At 64.2% G+C, this 21372-nt stretch carries 18 protein-coding genes and 2 tRNA genes; 8 read left to right on the forward strand and 12 right to left on the reverse strand.

Annotated elements, in window-relative coordinates; genetic code table 11:
* Positions 1-71 precede the first annotated feature (71 nt).
* Positions 72-1676, forward strand: a complete 1605-nt coding sequence (locus CAP37_RS09780; RefSeq protein WP_306297830.1) for an NAD(P)H-hydrate dehydratase — start codon at positions 72-74, stop codon at positions 1674-1676.
* Between the two features lie 19 nt (positions 1677-1695).
* Here CAP37_RS09780 and CAP37_RS09785 read toward each other — a convergent pair whose 3' ends face one another.
* Genes CAP37_RS09785 through rnr form a run of 3 tightly spaced genes read right to left on the reverse strand, consistent with a single transcriptional unit; the run spans position 1696 to position 5514 of the window.
* Complete coding sequence (locus CAP37_RS09785; RefSeq protein WP_086123990.1) at positions 1696-2247, reverse strand: YggT family protein; 552 nt, start codon at positions 2245-2247, stop codon at positions 1696-1698.
* A gap of 53 nt (positions 2248-2300) precedes the next feature.
* Positions 2301-3200 (reverse strand): gamma-glutamyl-gamma-aminobutyrate hydrolase family protein, encoded by a 900-nt coding sequence (locus tag CAP37_RS09790; RefSeq protein ID WP_086123991.1) that lies wholly within the window; start codon positions 3198-3200, stop codon positions 2301-2303.
* Between the two features lie 19 nt (positions 3201-3219).
* On the reverse strand, positions 3220-5514 hold the full coding sequence (rnr, locus tag CAP37_RS09795; RefSeq protein ID WP_086123992.1) for a ribonuclease R: 2295 nt from the start codon (positions 5512-5514) through the stop codon (positions 3220-3222).
* Positions 5515-5548: 34 nt separating this feature from the next.
* Here rnr and CAP37_RS09800 point away from each other — a divergent pair.
* Positions 5549-5633 (forward strand) — tRNA-Leu (locus CAP37_RS09800).
* A gap of 55 nt (positions 5634-5688) precedes the next feature.
* Here CAP37_RS09800 and rimO read toward each other — a convergent pair.
* From rimO to CAP37_RS09825, 5 genes are all read right to left on the reverse strand, one after another.
* Positions 5689-7074: a 30S ribosomal protein S12 methylthiotransferase RimO gene (gene rimO / locus CAP37_RS09805; RefSeq protein ID WP_086123993.1), complete on the reverse strand. Its 1386-nt coding sequence runs from the start codon at positions 7072-7074 to the stop codon at positions 5689-5691.
* 44 nt (positions 7075-7118) lie between these two features.
* Positions 7119-7724, reverse strand: a complete 606-nt coding sequence (gene phaR / locus CAP37_RS09810) for a polyhydroxyalkanoate synthesis repressor PhaR (protein ID WP_086123994.1) — start codon at positions 7722-7724, stop codon at positions 7119-7121.
* Positions 7725-7854: 130 nt separating this feature from the next.
* Positions 7855-7931 (reverse strand) — tRNA-Val (locus CAP37_RS09815).
* A gap of 41 nt (positions 7932-7972) precedes the next feature.
* The gene (locus CAP37_RS09820; RefSeq protein ID WP_086123995.1) at positions 7973-10285 is read right to left on the reverse strand and encodes a bifunctional (p)ppGpp synthetase/guanosine-3',5'-bis(diphosphate) 3'-pyrophosphohydrolase; all 2313 of its coding nucleotides are present in this window, start codon (positions 10283-10285) and stop codon (positions 7973-7975) included.
* Between the two features lie 19 nt (positions 10286-10304).
* On the reverse strand, positions 10305-11225 hold the full coding sequence (locus CAP37_RS09825) for an alpha/beta fold hydrolase (RefSeq protein ID WP_179190180.1): 921 nt from the start codon (positions 11223-11225) through the stop codon (positions 10305-10307).
* A gap of 77 nt (positions 11226-11302) precedes the next feature.
* On the opposite strand from CAP37_RS09825, the gene CAP37_RS09830 reads away from it, so the two are divergent.
* Positions 11303-12073: a 3-hydroxybutyrate dehydrogenase gene (locus tag CAP37_RS09830; protein WP_086124917.1), complete on the forward strand. Its 771-nt coding sequence runs from the start codon at positions 11303-11305 to the stop codon at positions 12071-12073.
* A gap of 19 nt (positions 12074-12092) precedes the next feature.
* Here CAP37_RS09830 and CAP37_RS09835 read toward each other — a convergent pair whose 3' ends face one another.
* Positions 12093-12776 (reverse strand): SIMPL domain-containing protein, encoded by a 684-nt coding sequence (locus tag CAP37_RS09835; RefSeq protein ID WP_086124918.1) that lies wholly within the window; start codon positions 12774-12776, stop codon positions 12093-12095.
* A 74-nt stretch (positions 12777-12850) separates the two neighbouring features.
* The gene (locus CAP37_RS09840; RefSeq protein WP_086123996.1) at positions 12851-13147 is read right to left on the reverse strand and encodes a hypothetical protein; all 297 of its coding nucleotides are present in this window, start codon (positions 13145-13147) and stop codon (positions 12851-12853) included.
* A 169-nt stretch (positions 13148-13316) separates the two neighbouring features.
* On the opposite strand from CAP37_RS09840, the gene ompR reads away from it, so the two are divergent.
* Together ompR and CAP37_RS09850 are read left to right on the forward strand one after the other, a co-directional pair.
* The gene (ompR, locus tag CAP37_RS09845; RefSeq protein ID WP_086123997.1) at positions 13317-14048 is read left to right on the forward strand and encodes a two-component system response regulator OmpR; all 732 of its coding nucleotides are present in this window, start codon (positions 13317-13319) and stop codon (positions 14046-14048) included.
* A complete protein-coding gene (locus CAP37_RS09850) occupies positions 14048-15451 on the forward strand; it encodes an ATP-binding protein (RefSeq protein ID WP_086123998.1) in 1404 nt (467 codons plus the stop codon). Before ompR ends, CAP37_RS09850 begins: the two co-directional genes overlap by 1 nt.
* On the opposite strand, the gene ispF is transcribed toward CAP37_RS09850, so the two are convergent.
* The gene (ispF, locus tag CAP37_RS09855; protein WP_086123999.1) at positions 15435-15935 is read right to left on the reverse strand and encodes a 2-C-methyl-D-erythritol 2,4-cyclodiphosphate synthase; all 501 of its coding nucleotides are present in this window, start codon (positions 15933-15935) and stop codon (positions 15435-15437) included. The genes CAP37_RS09850 and ispF overlap by 17 nt on opposite strands.
* Positions 15932-16654 carry a 2-C-methyl-D-erythritol 4-phosphate cytidylyltransferase gene (ispD, locus tag CAP37_RS09860; RefSeq protein ID WP_256926925.1) on the reverse strand — a complete coding sequence of 241 codons (723 nt, stop codon included), beginning with the start codon at positions 16652-16654 and terminating at the stop codon, positions 15932-15934. Before ispD ends, ispF begins: the two co-directional genes overlap by 4 nt.
* A gap of 122 nt (positions 16655-16776) precedes the next feature.
* Between ispD and mfd the strand changes: the two genes are divergently transcribed.
* The 3 genes from mfd to CAP37_RS09875 all read left to right on the forward strand — a co-directional run bounded on the left by mfd (position 16777) and on the right by CAP37_RS09875 (position 21342).
* Positions 16777-20298 carry a transcription-repair coupling factor gene (mfd, locus tag CAP37_RS09865; protein ID WP_086124919.1) on the forward strand — a complete coding sequence of 1174 codons (3522 nt, stop codon included), beginning with the start codon at positions 16777-16779 and terminating at the stop codon, positions 20296-20298.
* Positions 20295-21026 carry a phosphoserine phosphatase SerB gene (gene serB, locus CAP37_RS09870; protein WP_086124001.1) on the forward strand — a complete coding sequence of 244 codons (732 nt, stop codon included), beginning with the start codon at positions 20295-20297 and terminating at the stop codon, positions 21024-21026. The genes mfd and serB overlap by 4 nt, the downstream gene beginning before the upstream one ends.
* 82 nt (positions 21027-21108) lie before the next feature.
* The gene (locus CAP37_RS09875; protein WP_086124002.1) at positions 21109-21342 is read left to right on the forward strand and encodes a glycine zipper 2TM domain-containing protein; all 234 of its coding nucleotides are present in this window, start codon (positions 21109-21111) and stop codon (positions 21340-21342) included.
* The last annotated feature ends 30 nt before the right edge of the window (positions 21343-21372 follow it).

The raw sequence follows: 21372 nt of genomic DNA on the forward strand, positions 1-21372 counted from the left end.
GGAGCCGGGGGCCACGGGCAAACGTGATGAAATGGCAGCAGATTCATCCTTTGCACCCAGTGACAAACCCTGTGCCCTCGCAGAACTTCCCGACCGGACCCTCCGGCGCACGGCCCGTGGTCGCGACTCGGCGCGAGGCCCTGTACAACGTCGAAACCACCCGCCGCATCGAACGTGAGGCGCTCGCACATCGGCCCATCCACGCCCTGATGTCCCGCGCGGGGCTCTCCGTGGCTCGACTTGCACTGGCGCTTCGACCGCATGCTCGAACCATCTGGGTGGCCTGCGGGCCCGGCAACAACGGCGGCGACGGTCTTGTGGCCGCCGCCCACCTGCATCGGTGGGCGCAGGCCCAGGGTGGCTCGCCAAGGGTGGTGGTGACCCACTGGACGCGCGATTCATCGGACGACAGCCGCCTGCCTGCCGATGCCCGCCAGGCGCTGGCGGCCGCGCAACAGAGCGGCGTGGAGTTCGCCGAACAGCCACCAGACGAGTTCGACCTGGCTATCGATGCCTTGATGGGCATTGGCGCCATGCGGCCTCCTGAGGGGCGACTGGGCGCCTGGCTTTCCCTGCTGCGCACCACACCCGAGCTGGTTCTGTGCGTGGACTTGCCCAGCGGGCTGAATGCCGACACCGGCGCGCTGGAACCCACGGCAGACACATCCCCGCACTTACGGCCAGGACCCAGGCACACGCTCTCGCTTCTCACGCTCAAACCAGGCCTTTTCACCGCCCACGGGCGAGACGCGGCCGGGAAGGTCTGGCTGGACGACCTGGGCGTCGTGCCGCCGACAGAGCCTCCTGTGACGGCATGGCTCGCTGGCCAGCAACATCCGATGGGTGAAAAAGCCGCACGGGCCCACGCCAGCCATAAGGGCAGCTTTGGTGACGTGGTCGTGATCGGCGGACAAGGCATCTCCATGAACGGGGCGGGCATGACGGGCGCTGCCTTGCTCGCCGCCCGAGCCGCCCTGCGTGCTGGTGCAGGAAGGGTCTTCGTGGGATTGCTTCAGGGACCAGGTGTTGACGAATTGACCTGGGACCCGGTCAGCCCGGAGTTGATGTTTCGCCGGCCAGACCGACTGCTGGAGAGGGCGACGCTGCGGGAGGGCTGCGTGGTTTGCGGTTGCGGTGGTGGGGATGCCGTGCGCACGGTGTTGCCCCGTGTGCTCTCGGGCGCCACGCGGCTGGTGCTCGATGCCGATGCGCTCAACGCGATCGCCACCGACACGTCTCTTCAATCCCTGCTGCGCGATCGCCAGGGCCGCGGCTGGTCGACGGTGCTCACCCCGCACCCGCTGGAGGCCGCACGCCTGCTGGGCAGCGACACCAACACGGTCATGGCCGACCGGCTGCGCGCCGCGCAGGCGCTGGCCGATGGTTTCGGGGTGGTGTGCGTGCTCAAGGGTTCTGGCACGCTGATCACGGCACCGAGCGAGATTCCCTGGATCAACCCAACCGGCAATGCCGCGTTGGCAACGGCGGGCACTGGCGACGTGCTGGCCGGCATGGTGGGCAGTGCGCTGGCGCGCCCTTTTGACACCACGGGGTCAGCGATTCTGGGCCGGGTGGCAGAGGCGGTGTTCCAGCATGGCTGGCTGGCCGACCATTGGCCAGCCGGATCGGCCCTTTGCGCCAGCGACCTCGCTGCGCGGGTGCGGCCCCTGGCGTAAACCGGGTCTCAACCGGGCTTTAACCCAGCAGCATCAGGCCGACTTGCAGCAGGATGATGAGGACCAGCACCGAAAGGTCCACGCCACCGATCAAGGGAATGATTCGCCGAACCGGGCGCAGGATCGGCCCGCACAGGCGCTCCAGCGTGGCCATCACAGGCGAATGCGGCTGCACCCAGGACAAGATAGCGTAGCCGATCAGCAGCACCATGAGGCCCTGCAACAGGGTGCGCACCAGGAGGCGCAGCGCCATTTGAAGCACGGTCAGCAGCGAAGCTTCTGCCGAAAACGAGCGATCGGAAACGCTGGTGGCCAGCAGCAGCCAGATCACGCCATAGATCAGCGCCAACAGCAGTGCCGCGATGAGACTTCCCCAGTCGACGCGGCTTTGCGCCAGCGAGCGCGGCAAGATGCGGCGCACCGGCGCCACCAGCCAATCAGTCAGGGCGATCGCGAAGCGACCCGGCTGCGCCGACATGTGGATGCGCAACTGGTTCATCCAGGCGCGCAGCAGTGCCGCCGCCACGAGGAAGAAGAACAGCGTTTCGAGCAGGAAGAAGACGATGCGCATGCGGTGAGTGGAATCAACCAGAAGTAAATGCGGAGTTTAGGCCGGACGCCGCCTCACTCGCCGGACAAGCGCAACGGCGCCAGCGGCAAACGGGGATCGGGTTCACGCCCATCGGCCAGCCGCTGCAGGGCGGCCGCTCGCGAGGCTTCCAGGAAGTCGAGCATGATGGGCGAGCTGTCGGCCAGCGCGTCCCGTCCGTGGTGGAACTCCGGATGCCACTGCACGCCGCGAGCGTAGGAATCGCCGCTCCAGCGAATGGCCTCCACCAGGCCATCCAGCGTGGACACCGCTTCTACGACCATGCCCTTGCCGATTTCCGCTACGGCCTGGTGATGAATGCTGGTCACGCGCAACTGCGAGGCGTTCGGGTACAGGCGGGTGAGTGCCGTGCCTTGCAGAAAAGTGACATCGTGCTCGTGCTGGTCGTACAGATCGGTTTCCACATGGGCGTGCGCGGCAGGACATTGGGTGGCGATGTCCTGGTACAGCGTGCCGCCGAAGGCCACGTTGAGCAACTGCGCGCCGCGACACACGCCCAGCACCGGCTTCTTCTGCGCGACAAAGGTACGCAGCAGCGCCAGCTCGTAACGATCGCGAACCACATCGCCTTGCCAGCGCGGGTCGATCGGCGTCTGGCCGTACGTCTGGGGTGCCACGTCGGCGCCACCCTGCAGCACCAGCGCGTCAAGCTCCTGCACCACATGCTCAACCTTCAGATGCCGCGCCGCATGCTTGCTGTCGTGGGCCACGGCCGGCACCATGAAAGCCACGGCGCCGTGTTCCATGATCCAGTGCGCGAGAGACTGTTCGATGTACTGCAGGATCTTGTTGCGAAAACCCAATTCATGAGGCACCGAATGCAGCAACCGCGCCGACACACCAATGCGCAGCGGACGCTCGGTAGGCACGGGAGGCAATTTGCGCCGGGAGGAAGCGATTGCGCGATCGGGCATGCTCGTTCGCCTTCCTCGTTCAGCGACGGCTTTTGCGTGATTTGCTGGCGGGGCTGCGCGCGCCACCACGATCGGTTTTCTTGCCCGCAGCCTTGCGCACCGCAGACTTCACCTCCAGCACCGGTGCAGAGGAAGAGGCACCCTTGCGGTTGCCAGCACCTGCATCCCGGCCGCGGCGAGACTTGTCGGTGCGACCCGAAGGCGGAGGGCCCTCGCCTGCACCCGCCTGGCCGGTCTTGTCGCGCATGGCCCGCAACAGCAGTTCGTCGTCGCCACTGACCAGACGGAAGTCGATGCGCCTGCCATCCAGGTCGACACGGCTCACCTGCACCTGCACGCGAGTGCCCAGCGCATAGCGGATGCCGGTGCGCTCGCCACGCAGTTCCTGGCGCGCTTCGTCGAACCGGAAGTACTCGCCACCCAGCTCGGTAATGTGCACCAGCCCCTCGACGTACATCGCATCCAGCGTGACGAACAAACCGAAGCTGGTGACCGAACTCACCACGCCGCTGAACTCCTCGCCGAGGTGTTCGCGCATGTACTTGCATTTGAGCCAGGCCTCCACATCGCGGCTGGCCTCATCGGCGCGGCGCTCGTTGGCGCTGCAGTGCAGGCCGGCGGCCTGCCAGGCCAGCGTGTCCACCGAGGGCTTCTTCACCACCTCGCCTACTGCAAGCGGCTTGGCGCGGCTGGCCAGGCGTTTGCTGAGCTTGGCGTGGGCCTCACCTGGCGTAGGCAGGGCCGGCAGTTCGTAGCGCTTGCGCGCCAGAATGGCCTTGATCACCCGGTGCACGAGCAAGTCCGGGTAGCGGCGGATCGGGCTCGTGAAGTGCGTATAAGCCTCGAACGCCAGGCCGAAGTGGCCGCTGTTGATCGGCGTGTAGATGGCCTGCTGCATCGAACGCAGCAGCATGGTGTGAATCTGCTGCGCCTCCGGCCGGTCTTTGGTGGCCTTGGCGATCTGCTGAAAATCGGCGGGCTTGGGGTTGTCGCCAATGGTCTGCGAAACGCCCATGGCCTTGAGGTAGTTGCGCAGGATCTCCTGCTTCTCAGGCGTGGGCCCTTCGTGTACACGGAAGAGCCCGGTGTGCTTGCCCTCGCTGATGAAATCGGCAGAGCACACGTTGGCCGCGAGCATGGCTTCTTCAATCACCTTGTGCGCGTCGTTGCGCGTGCGCGGAATGATCTTCTCGATGCGGCCGGATTCGTCGCACACGATCTGCGTTTCGGTGGTTTCGAAGTCCACCGCCCCGCGCTCGCCACGCGCCATCAGCAACGCTCGGTACACATCGTGCAGATTGAGCAGGTAGGGCACCAATGCCTTGCGCTGAGCGGCTTCGGGGCCGCGCGTGTTCTGCAGGATCGCGGCCACCTCGGTGTAGGTAAAGCGCGCGTGGCTGAACATTACTGCAGGATAGAACTGATACGCGTGCACCTCGCCCTTGGCGTTCACCAGCATGTCGCACACCATGCAGAGGCGCTCCACACCGGGGTTCAGCGAACACAGGCCGTTGGAAAGCTTCTCCGGCAGCATGGGGATCACTCGGCGGGGGAAATACACCGATGTGGCGCGGTCGTATGCATCTACGTCGATCGGCGAGCCGGTCTCCACATAGTTGCTCACGTCGGCGATCGCCACCAGCAAGCGCCAGCCTTTGCCCTTGCCCACCTTGGCGGGCTCGCAATACACGGCATCGTCGAAGTCGCGCGCGTCTTCGCCGTCGATGGTCACCAGTGGCACATCCCGAAGGTCCACGCGATGCTTGTGGTCGGCTGCGCGTACATGGTCGGGCAGCGCGCGGGCCTGCGCCAAGGCAGCATCAGAAAACTCGTGCGGCACACCGTACTTGCGCACCGCAATCTCGATCTCCATGCCGGGGTCGTCGATCTCACCCAGCACTTCCTTCACACGTCCGACCGGCTGGCCGTAAAGCGCCGGCGGCTCGGTCAGTTCGACCACCACCACCTGGCCGGGCTTGGCCGAGCCGGTGGCCCCTTTGGGAATCAACACGTCCTGGCCGTAGCGTTTGTCCTCGGGTGCCACGAGCCAGACGCCACTCTCTTGAAGAAGACGTCCGATGATGGGTGAATCGGACCGTTCAACGATCTCGGTCACGCGGCCTTCGGGCCGCCCCTTGCGGTCCAGCCGCACGATGCGCGCCTTGACGCGATCCTTGTGCAAAACCGCCCGCATTTCATTGGACGGGAGGTAGATATCGGCTTGTCCATCGTCGCGGATCACAAATCCATGTCCGTCGCGATGACCGGAGACAACACCTTCGTATTCGGCCAACAGGCTGCTTTTTTCGTTCACTTTTGCTCTGCTATAATTTCGTTTTTCCTGAAATGCCCAGGTGGCGGAATTGGTAGACGCACTAGTTTCAGGTACTAGCGAGTAACATCGTGGAGGTTCGAGTCCTCTCCTGGGCACCAATCATAAGGGCCAGCAAACGCAAGTTTGCTGGCCTTTTCCTTTTGTGACGTGCCGTCAAATCGGCACTGCCAACAGGTCATGGCCTTGCGCAGCCACAACACGTGCCTTGGTGAATTCACCGACCTTCAAGGTCTTGCTGATCTTCTCCGGCGGCAACAGGCGCACCACGCCATCGATCTCCGGCGCGTCCGCATAGCTGCGGCCCACCCCGCCCTTCTTGCCCATGCCGGGCGCAGCATCCACAAGCACCTGCATGGTGGCGCCCACGCGCTGCTGAAGCTTGTCCGATGAAACGTTTTCAGCGACCGCCATGAAGCGCGCGCGACGTTCTTCGCGCAGTGCATCGGGCACCGCGTCGGGCAACGCATTCGCCGTTGCACCCGGCACCGGCGAGTAGGCAAAACATCCCGCACGATCAATGCGCGCCTCACGCAAGAACTCAAGCAGGTGATCGAACTCGGCCTCGGTCTCTCCTGGAAAACCGGCGATGAAGGTGCTGCGCACCACGATCTCGGGACACAGCTCGCGCCAGCGCGCAATGCGCTCCAGGTTCCTCTCACCGCTTGCAGGACGCTTCATGCGGCGCAACACATCGGGGTGGCTGTGCTGGAGCGGAACGTCCAGGTACGGCAGACACAGGCCTTCGGCCATGAGCGGGATGATGTCGTCCACATGGGGATAGGGATACACGTAGTGCAAGCGCACCCAGGCGCCATAGCCTTTCGCGAGCTCCCCGAGCGAGCGCACCAGATCGAACATGCGCGTCTTCACGGGTTTGCCGTCCCAGAAACCGGTGCGGTACTTCACGTCGACGCCGTAGGCCGAGGTGTCCTGGCTGACCACCAGCAACTCCTTCACACCGGCCTCGAACAGCTTGCGAGCCTCGGTCAGCACGTCGCCAATCGGCCGGCTCACCAGGTCGCCACGCATCGACGGGATGATGCAGAAGGTGCATCGGTGGTTGCAACCTTCGCTGATCTTGAGGTAGGCGTAGTGGCGTGGTGTGAGTTTGATGCCCTGCGGCGGCACAAGATCCACAAAAGGATCGTGAGGTTTGGGCAGGTGCTCGTGCACCGCACTCATCACCTCGTGTGTGGCATGCGGGCCAGTCACGGCAAGCACGCTGGGGTGCATCTGGCGCACCAGGTTGCCACCGCCCTCGCCTTCTCGAGCGCCAAGGCAACCAGTGACGATGACCTTGCCGTTCTCGGCCAGGGCTTCACCAATGGTGTCCAGGCTCTCGCGAACGGCGTCGTCGATGAAGCCGCAGGTGTTGACGATCACCAGATCGGCGCCCGCAAACGTTTTGGAAGTCTGGTAGCCCTCGGCGCTGAGCTGCGTGAGGATGAGTTCGGAATCGGTCAGCGCCTTGGGGCAACCCAGGCTGACAAAACCGACTTTAGGGGCCGCCTTGGGCGGCGGTGCAAGCGTTTCTGACATGCCCGATTGTCTCAGACCTGCCCGAAGCCCGCCGAGGCCCGCGACTAGCGCTTGAGTCCGAGCGCAGCCAGCATCTGTTCGCTGTTCTTCTGCATCTGCTCCTGCATTTGCGTGAAGGCGCTGCGGGACTGTTCGAGATAGGTGCCCATCATTCCCTGCATCATGGGCGACTGGACGTTCATGAACTGCTTCCAGGCCTCAGGATTGACGCTGGAGGACTGCTCGGTCATCTTGTGCTGCAGATCCATGAAGATCTGCACGTTCTTCTCCAGGTAGGCGCCCATGAAGTCCTGCATGGCGTGTCCGTAGAAACGAATGATGTTGGCCAGCACCTGCTCGGTAAAGATCGGCACGCCCGCTGTCTCTTCTTCCAGAATGATCTGCAGCAGGATGCTGCGCGTCAGGTCGTCGTTGGTCTTGGCATCGCGCACAACGAACAGCTCGTTGTCCATCACCAGCGCCTTCACCTCGGCCAGCGTGATGTACGACGAAGTGTCGGTGTCGTACAGACGCCGGTTCGGGTACTTCTTGATCACGCGCACGGCGGGAGCTCGCTCACCGCCGCTGTCGGCCTTGGTTTTTTGCACTGCAGGACTTTCTGGAAGGAGCGGGCCGGATCGCCCACCGTCTGCTCGGAGGATACGGCACATTCTAAAAACCCGATTGCCACGGGCGAGCATGGGTTTTCCCTGTGCACAGGGCGAGGCCAGGGCAAAAAAAAGCCCAGCGGTGATGCCGGGCGTTTCCGAGGGATGACCTCATCGAGAAGAAGAATCGGATTGGTAGGCGCGATTGGACTCGAACCAACGACCCCCACCATGTCAAGGTGGTGCTCTAACCAGCTGAGCTACGCGCCTACAAACGATTCGAAGCCTCGCAGTATAGCAGTTAGAAAAGCTTACTTGCGTCGAACCACGCGCACGCCAGCAACATCCCCCACCACCGACATGGCGCGTGCCACCTGCCGGGCATCGGGAACCTCGATCGTGAATGTCATCCAGGCGATGCCCTTGACCGATTGGGTCTGCACGCCAATGACGTTCATCTTCTCACGCGCAAACACATCGGAAATGTCGCGCAGCAAGCCCTGGCGATCAAGCGCCTCGATGGCCACGTCGACTGGATAGACGGATGGTTGCGCGTCACGCCCGCCTGCGGTCTGGCCACCCCATTGCACCTCGATCACACGATCGGGATTCTTGCGCTGGAGGTGGGCGAAGTCGGTGCAGTCGCTGCGGTGGATGCTCACACCTTTGCCGCGGGTGACGAAGCCACCGATCTCATCGGGCGGGGCCGGCTTGCAACACCTGGCGAGCTGTGTCATGAGCGATTCCACGCCCACCACCAGCACACCGCCACCCGTCTGCGCTGCCGATTTGCGCGGCTTTCTCAGCCAGACCGGCACTTCCGAGGGCGCCTCCGGCTCGGGCGGGCGAAGGTGCACCTCGATCGCCCGCAGAGAGAGCTCGTCCTTGCCGACCTGTTCAAACAGTTCCTGCGCGGAGGAGAGACCCAGCGCCGTGGCCAGGTCGTCGTGCTTGAGCGCCGTCTTGCCCTCTCGCTGCAGCAACTTCTCTACCGACTCACGCCCGCGCGCTACCGTCTCCTCCATGGCCTGCGCGTTGAACCAGGCGCGCACCTTGCTCTTGGCTCGGTGGCTGACCAGATAGCCCAGCTCGGCATTGAGCCAGTCACGCGATGGCCCGCCCTCCTTGGCCGCCGTGATCTCCACCGTCTGACCGTTCTGCAACGGGGTGTTGAGCGTCACCATGGCGCCATCAACCCGCGCACCCCGGCAGCGGTGACCCAGATCGGTGTGCACGGTGTACGCGAAGTCCACGGCGGTTGCGCCCTGGGGCAGTTCGACGATGGCCGCGTCGGGCGTGAGCACGTAGATGCGGTCCTCAAACAGCCCAGGCGCCGCACCACTCAGGTCTCGCTCCCAGGCCAGCAGCTGGCGCAGAACCGCGATCTTGGCGTCGTATTCCGAGCTGGCCGACACCCCCGCGTAGCCCTTGGTTCCTGCCTCCTTGTAGGCCCAGTGCGCGGCCACTCCGTGCTCGGCGTGGTCGTGCATGGCGCGGGTGCGGATCTGGATCTCGAACGCTTTGCCCTGGTCGTCGCGCACCACCGTATGCAACGACTGGTAGCCGTTGGCCTTGGGCTTGGCGATGTAGTCATCGAACTCGTCGGGCAGCGGGGAAAACTTCGAGTGCACGTGCGCCAGCACGGCGTAGCAATCTGCCACTTCGGGCACCACCACCCGCAAGGCCCTGATGTCGAAAACCTGTTCGAAGTCGAGCGACTTTCCACGCATCTTCTTGACGATGCTGTAGATGTGTTTGGGCCGACCCTGCACCGAGGCCTGCACGCCCTGGTGAAGCAGATCTTCCTCCAGCCGCTGCCGCACCTGCTCCACATGGGCTTCACGTTCGGCGCGCTTTTCATCCAGCAGGCGCGCCACTTCCTTGTAGGTGTGGGGCTCAAGGAAACGGAAGGCCAGGTCTTCCATTTCCCACTTGATCTGCCAGATCCCCAGCCGGTTGGCCAGCGGTGCGAACACATGCAGTGACTCACTGGCCAGAGCATCACCGGGCTCACCCTTGCAGGCAGCGAAGTAGCGCAGTGTCTGCAGGCGCGAAGCCAGGCGCAGCATGACCACGCGCAAATCGCGCGAAAAGGCCAACAGCATCTTGCGCACGTTTTCCGTCTGGCTCGCCGCGAGCTCGGAGACCAGCGTCTTGCCAGGCGCCGTCATGGGCAGGTCCTGCTCCTGAGCTGCCAGCCGTTCCACTTCCTTCTTGGCCTGCACTTCCGCGTGCTTGAGGCGCGCCTGGCGCTGCAACTGCACCAGTTTGGTGGTCTCCACCGCCAGCGCGGCGAAATTTTCGCCAAACGCTTTGGCAATCACTTCCTGTGGTCTGTTCAGATGCTGGCAGGCGTACACGAGGTAGGAGGCGGCCTGCATGGCCTCGGAGCCACCAATCTCGCCGAGCACGCCCGCCACCGCATCGGCATGAGCAAGGATGTTTTCGCCGGTGTCGAGCTGCGCTTCTGCGAGCAGAGGCTCGGCAAAAGCGCGCGCACGCGCCAGTGCGTGGGCCTGTTTGGGCAGGCTGTCGGAAGTGGCGGCCACGATGGCCGATGGCACCACCGGCAACGAGAGCGTATCCGGGGCTTCGGGCTGGTTCAGTACTGCGGATCGTTTCATGACAGTCCCGTCGCCGTCATCAAGCGGCCCACAGAAAGGCCTCGATGGTTGCCACCTGTTCCTGCGCGACCAGCGTCGGCGCATGCCCCACGCCTTCAAAGGCGACGCATTCCGCTCTGGGGCCTCGGCGCCCCATCTCGGCGGCCGTGGCTTCGGTCAACAGATCCGACTGACGCCCGCGCAACAAAAGGGTTCGCGCGGTGATCGCGTCGTACAGAGCCCAGAGGGCGGTCTCGCCATCGCGCACCATCTGATGCGCCTGCGCCTGGTCGGGCATGTTGACCAGCGCCTTCACGGGCAGGGCAAGGGCGGGGTCGTAGTGCAACCACCAGCGGCCTTCACGCTCCCTGAGCATGGGAAGCGAAAGAGCACGCCATTGCTCGGCGGAATGGGGGCCGAAAGTGGAGGAAATCGAAGCCAGGTATTCGACGGCGGCGTCCTCATTGTCGAACGACGGGTTTTGCCCCAGATAGGTGCCGATCCTCTGCAATGCTTCCCACTGGACCACAGGCCCCACGTCGTTCAGCACCAGCCGGCGGATGGCCAGCCCAGGCTGCGCTGCCAGAGCCATGCCGATCAGGCCACCCATGCTGGTGCCCACCCAATCAATCACGAGGCCGGGGGTTTCTGCGCGCAGCTTCATGAGCAACGTCGCGAGGTCGGCGGCATACGTGGGAATCTGGTAACCCATGGGATCGGACAGCCAGTCGCTCTGGCCTCGCCCAGCCACGTCCACCGCGATCACCCGGGCGCGTTCGGAGAGCGCTCGAGCCAGGGTGTCGAAGTCGCGGCCCTGACGCCCGAGCCCATGCACACAGATCACCGCGTGGTCTGCATTTCCCGACCTGCAGGCCCAGTCCCAGTAGGCCATTCGGCGGGGCGCGCCGGTACTGGCGGCAGGTGCACCGACATCGAGATACTGCAGGGATGGTTCTTGCATGGGGAGAGGTGGCCGAAGGCCTCCGTGATAATGCTTCAAGCGCTTTTCAACCAATCGTAATGGAACTGGAGTACCTCATGCTTGCCAACAAGACTGCCCTTGTCACCGGCTCCACCAGCGGCATCGGGCTGGGCATCGCCAAGGCCCTGGCGCGCCAGGGCGCAAACATCGTTCTGAATGGATTCGGTGATGTCGAAGGTCCCAAGGCAGAGATCGCCGCACTGGGCGCCAAGGTGGCCTACCACGGCGCCGACATGAGCAAACCCGCCGAGATCGAGGCCATGATGGCGTTCGCGGCAGCCACATTCGGGCAGGTGGACATACTGGTCAACAACGCGGGCATTCAGCACGTCGCCCGGGTGGAGAATTTCCCCGTCGAGCGCTGGGACGCCATCATCGCCATCAACCTCACCAGCGCTTTCCTGGCCAGCCGCCTGGCGCTGCCGGCCATGCAAAAGGCCGATTGGGGTCGCATCATCAACGTGGCTTCAGTGCATGGTCTGGTGGGCTCTGCCGAGAAGTCGGCCTATGTAGCCGCCAAGCACGGCATCCTGGGCCTGACCAAGGTCACGGCGCTGGAAAACGCCACCTCCGGGGTCACCTGCAATGCAATCTGCCCCGGCTGGGTGCTGACACCCCTGGTGCAGAAACAGGTGGACGCCAAGGCGGCCGCGCTGGGGCTGTCCAACAAAGAAGCGACCAACCAGCTGCTGGGCGAGAAGGAGCCTTCCATGCAGTTCACCACGCCCGAGGAACTGGGCGAGCTCGCTGTGTTCTTCTGCTCCCCTGCGGCCAACAACGTGCGTGGGGTGGCGTGGAACATGGACGGCGGCTGGGCCGCCCAGTGAAGCCTTCCGTTCGCGTTGGTTAACGCAACTGGACGGAGCCTGACACTGTCACGTTGACGGTGGATTTGCCGGCTTCCACCGGCACGGCGGCGTCGGACATGGCCGCCTTGGCCTCCATGGCCATCATGCGCGGCTGAATCGGACGACCTTCCTGGTCGGCCGAACTCACCGCCACTTCGCGCAGGCTGTAGCCCGCGAAGCCGAAGCCCTTGGCCACATCGCTCGCACGCTGCTTGAAGCGCTCGATGGCAAGCGCCTGAACGTCGGCCTCCAGCTTCTGGCGCGCCTCACGAGAAAGCGAGAACCCCATGTTGCCCATGGTGAGCGTCTGGATCTTGCCCGCCGTGGAGCTGATCAACGCGAAATCGCGGCCCTCCAGCACCAACTCGGTGCTGCCCTGCCATCCATTGATCTTGCCGTTGCTGCCATAACGCGGATGCAGGCTGAACTGACCGGTGCGCACTTCAAGTTGCTGCGGTTTCGCGCTGGCACGTGCCACTGCAAGGGCAGCGTCGAGCGCCTGCTTGAGCTGGTTCTGCACCGTGACGGCGTCGGGCCCTTCACGCGTGGTGTTCAGGCTCATGCTTAACCAGTCCTGCTGCACTTCCATAAAGCCGCTGGCCGAGATGTTCACCACGTTGGCCGGCACGGGGGCCACGCCCTGCGCATGAGCCGGTGCGACTGCCAGCAGCCCAAGGGCCATGACAGCGGGCAGAAAAAACCTGGGGAAAGAGAAAGGGGAGGAAATGAGATTGAGCGAGCGAATCGAGGGCAAGGTCATGGCTTGGAACGGAAGTCGTAGGGAGGCTGGTCACGCAGCTGCTCGCGCAAGCGCTGGCGCTCTTCCACCGAAAGGCGGTAGGGCTTGCTGGTGTCGTCCATGTCATCAAAAGGCTGACGAAGCGCATCGCGCAGGCGCATCGGTCCCCGCACCTCGCTGCTGTCGCCCATGGAGATGGGCAGAACGGTCACGGGGACATCCGTTGGCACCGGATGCACGCGCTGACCGTCCTGTCCCGCCATCAATGGACTGAAGAAGGACAGCATCAGTACGCTCGTCAGAATGGATTTCATGGTCCGCTCAAGTATGAACATGCCGCCGATTGTGTGATGTGCCCTCCGTGAAGTCGCTGCCAGCGCGGGCAACATCTGTAACAGCGTGTCAGGAAAATAAAATTTGAGTGCTGACAAGCACTTGGCGCTGCCACAATCGAGTTTGTTACATATTTCGGAAGTTGCTCCCATGCCACAAAACAGTGTTCGCCCCAACAAGGTTCTCGTCGTCGACGACGACGTTCGCATCCGAGATCTGCTGCGCCGCTACCTGATGCAGGAAGGCTTCGAGGTCATGCTGGCCGAAGATGGAAAAGCCCTCAACCGGGTGCTGCAGCGCGATTCGGTCGACCTCATCGTGCTCGACCTGATGATGCCCGGCGAGGACGGCTTGTCCATCTGCCGCCGCCTGCGTGCCAATGGGGACCGCACGCCCATCATCATGCTCACCGCCAAAAGTGAAGACGTCGATCGCATCGTGGGCCTGGAGGTCGGCGCCGACGACTACCTCGGCAAGCCCTTCAACCCGCGCGAGCTGCTCGCCCGCATTCATGCCGTGCTCCGCCGCCGCCCGCCCACCGAAGTGCCAGGTGCGCCATCGCAAGACCAGGAGGTGGTCAAGTTCGGCCCGTTTGAGTTCGACCTCAGCTTGCGCACGCTGCGCAAGGACAGCGTGGACCTGCCGCTGACCACCGGCGAGTTCGCCATGCTCAAGGCCTTGGTTCGCCATCCGCGCCAGCCGCTGTCGCGCGAGAAACTGGCCCAGTTGGCCCGCGGCCGGGAATTCGAGCCTTTCGACCGCAGCCTGGACGTGCAGGTTTCGCGACTGCGCAAGCTCATTGAAGAAGATGCCGCCTCGCCCCGCTACCTGCAGACCGTGTGGGGCGTGGGGTACGTGTTCGTGCCGGACGGCAATGCCTGATGCCCGACGAGTCACGCGTTCCGTTCGAGACCCAGCCGGCCTCGCTGGAAACAGCGCCGGCACCGCTGGAGATGCGCCCCAACCGGGGCGTGAGCCTGTTCTGGCGCACGTTTCTCTTCCTCGCGCTGCTGCTCGTGGGCTGCATCGTCGCGTGGCTGCAGACCTTTCGGGCGCTTGAATACGAACCGCGTGCACTCCAGAGTGCAAACCAGCTCGCTTCGCTGGTCAACCTGAGCCGGGCAGCGCTGATCCACTCGGACGCCATTGCGCGCGTCTCGCTGATCAAGACGCTGGCCAACGAAGAAGGCTTGCGCATCGCGCCGCGTGAACCGACCGACACCTTCCGCCTCTACAACACCGACGCACTCAGCCGCAATGTGGCCGAGCGACTCAGCGGCCGCCTCGGGCCCGACACGCTGGTGGCGCGGGAGGTGAATGGCACGCCCGGGCTGTGGATCGGGTTCACCATTGACGACGACCCCTACTGGCTGCTCACCGATCCTTCTCGCATCGGGCCCGTGGCCGGAACCACCTGGCTGATCTGGCTGGGCACGGCCGCGCTGCTCTCGCTCACTGGCGCAGCCTTGATTGCAAGGCTGATCAACCGCCCGCTGAAGAAGCTCTCTTTTGCCGCCAGCCGTGTGCGCGAAGGCGACTTCAACGCCAGCCAGCTCAACGAATCGGTGGCCACGAGCGAGATCCGCGAAGTCAACATCGGCTTCAACCGGATGGCCCAGCGCCTGTCCAAGATCGAGCAGGACCGCGCGCTCATGCTCGCAGGGATCTCCCACGATCTGCGCACGCCGCTGGCGCGCCTGCGGCTGGAAACCGAAATGAGCGTGGACGATCCCCAGGCGCGCGAGCACATGGCGGCCGACATCGAGCAGGTCAACGCCATCATCGACAAATTCCTCGACTACGCGCGACCCGACCACATCAAGCCCGAGCGCGTGAACCTCAACCAGGTGGTGGACGCCGCGATTTTCTCCGTCGGACAGGACCCCAACACCGTCATCACCACCAGCATTCCGACGCAGACCATCGTGATGGGCGATGCAGTGGAACTCCAGCGTGTCTTCGCCAACCTGCTGGAGAACGCCATGCGCTACGGCAAGGACCCCGACACGGGTGTGACACGGGTGGAAATCGCAGCCAAGACCAAGGACGACTTCGTGCTGATCAAGCTGCGGGACTACGGCCAGGGCGTCAATCCCGACCAGATCGAGCAACTGACACAGCCCTTTTTCCGCGGCGACGTTTCTCGCACAGCAGCCACCGGCACCGGCTTGGGCCTGGCCATCGTGGATCGCGCCATTGCGCGCATGGGTGGGCGCTTTGCGGTGGCCAACAGCAGCACCGGTGGCCTCGCGGCTCACATGAAACTGGTCAAGGCGTCTTCCTGAGCAGCAACACGATGGCGCGCGCCTCCATGCTGAGGCCCGCCCCCACCGGGCCGATCTTCTCGGCAGTCTTGGCTTTCACATTGACCTGATCTTTTGACACGCCCAGCGCGATGGCGATGCGCTCGCACATGGCGCCGATGTGCGGCGCGAGCTTGGGTGCCTGCGCGATGACGGTGCTGTCCACATTGCCGATGTCGAAACCCGCCGCGCGCACGCGCCTCGCCGCCTCGGCCAGCAGCACGGTGGAATCTGCGCCTTTGAAATGCGGGTCGGTGTCGGGGAAATGACGGCCAATATCACCCAGCGCCGCGGCGCCCAGCAGGGCATCGGTGATGGCATGCAGCAGCACGTCGGCGTCGGAATGCCCGAGCAAACCATGCGTGTGCGGAATGTTCACCCCGCCAATGATCAGCGGCCGACCTGTCACGAGCGCGTGGACGTCCCAGCCTTCGCCGATCCGGAAGGTGGGCAGGTGGGTGTTCATGAGCGGCTCCTGAGTACGGCTTCTGCCAGCGCGAAGTCTTCGGGGTAGGTGACCTTGAAGTTCTGCGCGCTGCCGCGCACCAGCAAGGGATGGTGACCGGCCAGTTCCATGGCGCTGGCCTCGTCAGTCACGCCAGCGAAGCCGTGCTTCTGATGCGCGGCCAGTGCGTCCCGCAACGCGCCCAGGCGGAACATCTGCGGCGTCTGGGCCAGCCATTTGTCCACGCGATCGACTGTGCTGGCCACACGGCCGCCCTCCTCGGCCTTCAGCGTGTCGGGCAAGGGCAGTGCCAGCAGGCCACCCACGGCGTCGCCAAGGCAGGCATCAATCAGGTGGTCCACCTGCGCCGGTGTGACCAGACAGCGCGCGGCATCGTGCACCAGCACCCAGTCTTCCGCGTTCGCACCTTGTTCCAGCAAGGCCAGCAGGCCGTTGAAGACGCTTTCGGCACGGGTCGCGCCGCCGCATCGCGCGAGCAAGGTGCCCACGGGCTGCGATGCCCACCAGGCGTCTTCTGGCGCGATGACGACCACGCAGAGATCCACACGGGGCACGGCGCGCAGCGCGGCCAGCGTGTGCATCACCAGCGGCTGGCCGGCAATGGGCTGGTATTGCTTGGGGAGTTCAGTACCAGCCCGGGAACCCACGCCCGCACAGGGCAGCAGCGCGTGGCAGCGGGGGGTGGGATGGGAGGTCAATTCGGTCGGGGCATCGGGCATGGGTGCCTGCATTCTAGAATCAGCCATCGCACCCCCGGCCCAACAGGCCGAGGGTGTTCGTCATGGTCAATCTGGCCTCCTACAAGCTCAAGTCCAACCCTGCTCCGTTTTTCCGTCTTCTCATGGACTTGCCCAAACTCTCTCCTGGCAAACGCCACACCCTGCCCCTGCCAGGCGGCTCGGCCGATGCCCTGCTGGTGGCCCGACTGGCCGCGCGTGAAAAGGCCGCTGGCCGGCTGACTGCGATCGTTACGGCAGATGCCAACGACGCACAGCGCCTGATCGATGAAATGGCGTTCTTCGCGCCGGAGCTGCGCTGCGCGCTGTTTCCCGACTGGGAAACGCTGCCTTACGACACCTTCTCACCGCACCAGGACCTGATCAGCGAACGCCTGGCCACGCTCTGGCGGATTTCTCAGCGCGACAAGGACACCGGCGCCGACGTGGTTCTGGTGCCCGCCACCACCGCGCTGTACCGGCTGGCTCCGCCCGCCTTCCTGGCCGGCTATACCTTCCACTTCAAGGTCAAGCAGAAGCTTGACGAAGCCAAACTGAAAGGCCAGTTGACCCTGGCCGGCTACCAGCATGTGACACAGGTGGTGAGCCCGGGCGAGTACGCGGTGCGTGGCGGCCTGATCGACCTCTTCCCGATGGGCAGCCTGGTGCCCTACCGCGTGGATTTGTTCGACGACGAGATCGACAGCATCCGCACCTTCGATCCCGACAGCCAGCGCAGCCTGTACCCGGTGACAGAAGTGCGGCTGCTGCCAGGCCGCGAGTTCCCCATGGACGACGCGGCACGGGCACGCTTTCGCAGCCGCTGGCGGGAGTTGCTGGAGGGCGATCCGACCAAGAGCCGCATCTACAAGGACATCGGCAACGGTGTGGCCACCGCCGGCATCGAGTACTACCTGCCGCTGTTCTTCGACGACACCGCCACCGTGTTCGACTACCTGGGCGCTGATGCCACCGTTGTGCTGCACGGCGAACTCGAGCCCGCGTTCCAGCGTTTCTGGCAGGACACCAAGGACCGCCACCGCCTTTTGAGGGGTGACCCGGAACGACCGGTGCTGCCTCCAGAGGCCTTGTTTCTGGACGCCGAGCAGTTCTACATTCGCGCGAACCAGCACGCGCAGCTCGCTCTCAAATCCGTTCGCCCTGAGCTAGTCGAAGGGCTTGGTGAGGCTTCGACAGGCTCAGCCCGAACGGCATTTGCAGAAATCAACGGCTTGCCCGACCTCTCGGTGCTGCGCGGCGCGGAAGATCCGCTCGCACGACTGCAAGGCCACATTCGCAACACCACGCACCGCGTGCTGCTGCTGGCCGAGAGCGATGGACGACGCGAGAGCCTGCTCGATTTTCTGCGCGCCAGCGGCTTGAATCCGCCGGTGGTCGACTCGCTGGCCGAGTTCCAGGCGAGCGACGAAAAGACGGGCATGGCCACCGCCGCGCTCACGGTGGGGTTTTCATGGCTCGACGAGGGCATCGACTTCGTCACCGAGACCGAACTCTTCGCCGCTGGCCCCACCACGCGCCGGCGCAAGAAGCAGGAGCAGGTCAGCGATGTCGATGCGCTGATCAAGGATCTCTCCGAACTCAATGTGGGCGACCCGGTGGTGCACAACGCCCATGGCATTGGCCGCTACCGGGGTCTGGTGAACATGGACATGGGGGAGAAAAACCCCGACGGCTCGCCCGCGCTGCAGGAGTTTCTGCACCTGGAATACGCCGACAAGGCGGTGCTCTACGTACCGGTGAGCCAGCTGCAACTGATTGGCCGATACACCGGCGTGAGTGCCGACGAAGCCCCGCTGCACAGGCTGGGCAGCGGGCAATGGGAGAAGGCCAAGCGCAAGGCGGCCGAACAGGTGCGCGATGCGGCGGCCGAACTGCTCAACATTTACGCACGCCGCGCCGCGCGCCAGGGCCACGCCTTCCGCTATTCGGCACAAGACTACGAGGTGTTCGCCAACGACTTCGGCTTCGAGGAAACCGCCGACCAGCGCGCCGCCATCCACGCCGTCATTCAGGACATGATCAGCCCGCGCCCGATGGACCGACTGGTCTGCGGCGATGTCGGCTTCGGCAAGACCGAAGTGGCGCTGCGCGCCGCCTTCGTGGCCGTGACCGGAGGCCGCCAGGTGGCATTTCTCGCCCCCACCACGCTGCTGGCCGAGCAGCACTTCCACACGTTGACCGACCGCTTTTCGAAGTGGCCGGTGAAGGTGGCCGAGATGAGCCGCTTCCGCTCCACCAAGGAAATCAACGCAGCGGCCAAGGGCCTGGCCGATGGCTCGGTCGACATCGTGGTCGGCACGCACAAGCTGCTCAGCGAGAGCGTGAAGTTCAAGGACCTGGGCCTGCTCATCATCGACGAGGAACACCGCTTTGGCGTGCGGCACAAGGAGCAGATGAAGGCCATGCGTGCCGAGGTGGATGTGCTCACGCTCACCGCCACCCCGATTCCACGCACACTGGGCATGGCGCTCGAAGGCCTGCGAGACCTCTCGGTGATCGCGACCGCGCCGCAACGCCGCCTGGCCATCAAGACCTTTGTGCGCAACGAAGGCAATGGCGTGATCCGCGAGGCGGTGCTGCGGGAATTGAAGCGCGGTGGGCAGGTCTATTTTCTGCACAACGAGGTGGAAACGATCGAGAACCGCCGGCAGAAGCTGGAAGAAATATTGCCCGAGGCGCGCATTGCGATTGCACACGGCCAGATGCCCGAGCGCGAGCTGGAACGCGTGATGCGCGACTTTGTGGCCCAGCGCTACAACCTGTTGCTGTGCTCCACCATCATCGAGACCGGCATCGACGTGCCCACGGCCAACACCATCGTGATGAGCCGCGCCGACAAGTTCGGCCTGGCGCAGCTTCACCAGCTTCGTGGACGGGTGGGTCGCAGCCACCACCAGGCTTACGCCTACCTCATGGTCCCCGACACCGAAGGCCTGACCAAACAGGCTTCGCAGCGGCTGGACGCCATCCAGCAGATGGAAGAACTCGGCAGCGGCTTCTACCTGGCCATGCACGATCTGGAGATTCGCGGTGCCGGTGAGGTGCTGGGCGAGAACCAGAGCGGCAACATGCTGGAGGTGGGCTTCCAGCTTTACAACGAGATGCTGAGCGAGGCCGTGCGCTCGCTCAAGGCCGGCCGCGAGCCCGATCTGCTCTCGCCGCTCTCGGTCACGACCGACATCAACCTGCACGCACCCGCTTTGCTGCCCAGCGACTACTGCGGCGACGTGCACCTGCGCCTGTCGTTCTACAAAAAGCTTGCCACTGCGAAGAACACCGATCAAGTGGACGCGCTTCTCGAGGAAATAGTAGACCGCTTCGGCAAGCTGCCACCGCAAGCGCAGACGCTGATTGATGTGCACCGCCTGCGTTGCATCAGTGCACCCTACGGCGTGGTGAAGGTGGACGCTGCGCCCGGCGTGATCCAGATCACCTTCCGCGCCAACCCGCCGTTCGACTCGATGCGCATCATTGAGCTGATCCAGAAGAACAAGCACATCAAACTGGCCGGCAACGAAAAACTGCGCATCGAGCGCGCGCTCCCCGAGGTGAAAGATCGGGTGCAGATGGTGCGGGACGTGCTGCGCTCGCTCGGCCAACCCTTGAAGCAATCCGAACCCGCATGACCACCACCACAACCACTGAATTCGCCCCGGGCCTGACCATTCGGGGCTTCACGCCGCCCTTGAAACTGAGCGACTACAAGCTCATTGCGTTCGACATGGACTCCACGCTCATCAGCATTGAGTGTGTGGATGAGATCGCCGACGCCGTGGGCAAGAAGGCCGAAGTGGCTGCCATCACCGAGGCCGCCATGCGCGGCGAGATTGGCGACTACAAGGAAAGCCTGCGCCAGCGCGTGAAGCTGCTGCGCGGCGTGACCGTGGCCGACATGGAGCAGGTCTACACCGAACGCCTTCGCATCAATCCTGGCGCTGCCGAACTCATCACCGCCTGCAAGGCCGCTGGCTTGAAGGTGCTGCTGGTTTCAGGCGGCTTCACATTTTTCAGCGAACGCGTGCGGCAGACACTGGGCATTGACTTCACCCGCGCGAACATGCTGGAAGTGGAGAGCGGCCCCAACTGTGGCCAGCTCACCGGGCGCATGGTGAACCAGGCGTGGGGAGACATTTGCGACGGTACGGAGAAGCGGCGCACGCTGCTGGAAGTGGCCTCGTTGCTCGGCATCGAAGCCTCGCAATGCATCGCCATGGGCGATGGCGCCAACGACCTGCCGATGATGGATGTGGCCGGACTCTCCGTGGCCTACCACGCCAAGCCTGCCGTGCGCGCGCAAGCCATGGTGGCCATCAACGAAGGCGGGCTCGACAGGCTGCTGGAAATTCTGCGCTGACCGTATCCGTTTCTGTGTGACACCGTACAGACCCAGGTTTTTTTGAGGTGGAGAGTGGGGTCACCTTCAACAAGGAGACCCCATGAACACCACATCTCGCATTTCTTCCAGATGGATCGCCCTGGCCGCCACCCTCACAGTGGCTGCCTCTCTCTCCGCCTGCGGCGGCATGACACGTCAGCAGCAGAACACCGCGATTGGTGCGGGCGTCGGCGCTGTAGGCGGTTCGGTGCTCACCGGCGGCAGCACCCTTGGCACTCTCGGCGGTGCCGCGGTGGGCGGCATCATCGGCAATCAGGTCGATCCCAAGAAATAACCGCTGTGATCGAGGACAGCGCGCGGGCGT

Source organism: Hydrogenophaga sp. IBVHS1 (assembly GCF_002127265.1).
GTDB lineage: Bacteria > Pseudomonadota > Gammaproteobacteria > Burkholderiales > Burkholderiaceae_C > Hydrogenophaga.

Bases quoted from the DNA above. Each gene is read 5' to 3' on its own strand.
- CAP37_RS09785 (WP_086123990.1), bottom strand. From the start codon at position 2,247: ATGCGCATCGTCTTCTTCCTGCTCGAAACGCTGTTCTTCTTCCTCGTG.
- CAP37_RS09790 (WP_086123991.1), bottom strand. From the start codon at position 3,200: ATGCCCGATCGCGCAATCGCTTCCTCCCGGCGCAAATTGCCTCCCGTG.
- rimO (WP_086123993.1), bottom strand. From the start codon at position 7,074: ATGTCAGAAACGCTTGCACCGCCGCCCAAGGCGGCCCCTAAAGTCGGT.
- phaR (WP_086123994.1), bottom strand. From the start codon at position 7,724: ATGTGCCGTATCCTCCGAGCAGACGGTGGGCGATCCGGCCCGCTCCTT.
- CAP37_RS09820 (WP_086123995.1), bottom strand. From the start codon at position 10,285: ATGAAACGATCCGCAGTACTGAACCAGCCCGAAGCCCCGGATACGCTC.
- CAP37_RS09825 (WP_179190180.1), bottom strand. From the start codon at position 11,225: ATGCAAGAACCATCCCTGCAGTATCTCGATGTCGGTGCACCTGCCGCC.
- CAP37_RS09830 (WP_086124917.1), top strand. From the start codon at position 11,303: ATGCTTGCCAACAAGACTGCCCTTGTCACCGGCTCCACCAGCGGCATC.
- CAP37_RS09835 (WP_086124918.1), bottom strand. From the start codon at position 12,776: ATGGCCCTTGGGCTGCTGGCAGTCGCACCGGCTCATGCGCAGGGCGTG.
- CAP37_RS09840 (WP_086123996.1), bottom strand. From the start codon at position 13,147: ATGAAATCCATTCTGACGAGCGTACTGATGCTGTCCTTCTTCAGTCCA.
- ompR (WP_086123997.1), top strand. From the start codon at position 13,317: ATGCCACAAAACAGTGTTCGCCCCAACAAGGTTCTCGTCGTCGACGAC.
- CAP37_RS09850 (WP_086123998.1), top strand. From the start codon at position 14,048: ATGCCCGACGAGTCACGCGTTCCGTTCGAGACCCAGCCGGCCTCGCTG.
- ispF (WP_086123999.1), bottom strand. From the start codon at position 15,935: ATGAACACCCACCTGCCCACCTTCCGGATCGGCGAAGGCTGGGACGTC.
- ispD (WP_256926925.1), bottom strand. From the start codon at position 16,654: ATGCCCGATGCCCCGACCGAATTGACCTCCCATCCCACCCCCCGCTGC.
- mfd (WP_086124919.1), top strand. From the start codon at position 16,777: ATGGACTTGCCCAAACTCTCTCCTGGCAAACGCCACACCCTGCCCCTG.
- serB (WP_086124001.1), top strand. From the start codon at position 20,295: ATGACCACCACCACAACCACTGAATTCGCCCCGGGCCTGACCATTCGG.
- CAP37_RS09875 (WP_086124002.1), top strand. From the start codon at position 21,109: ATGAACACCACATCTCGCATTTCTTCCAGATGGATCGCCCTGGCCGCC.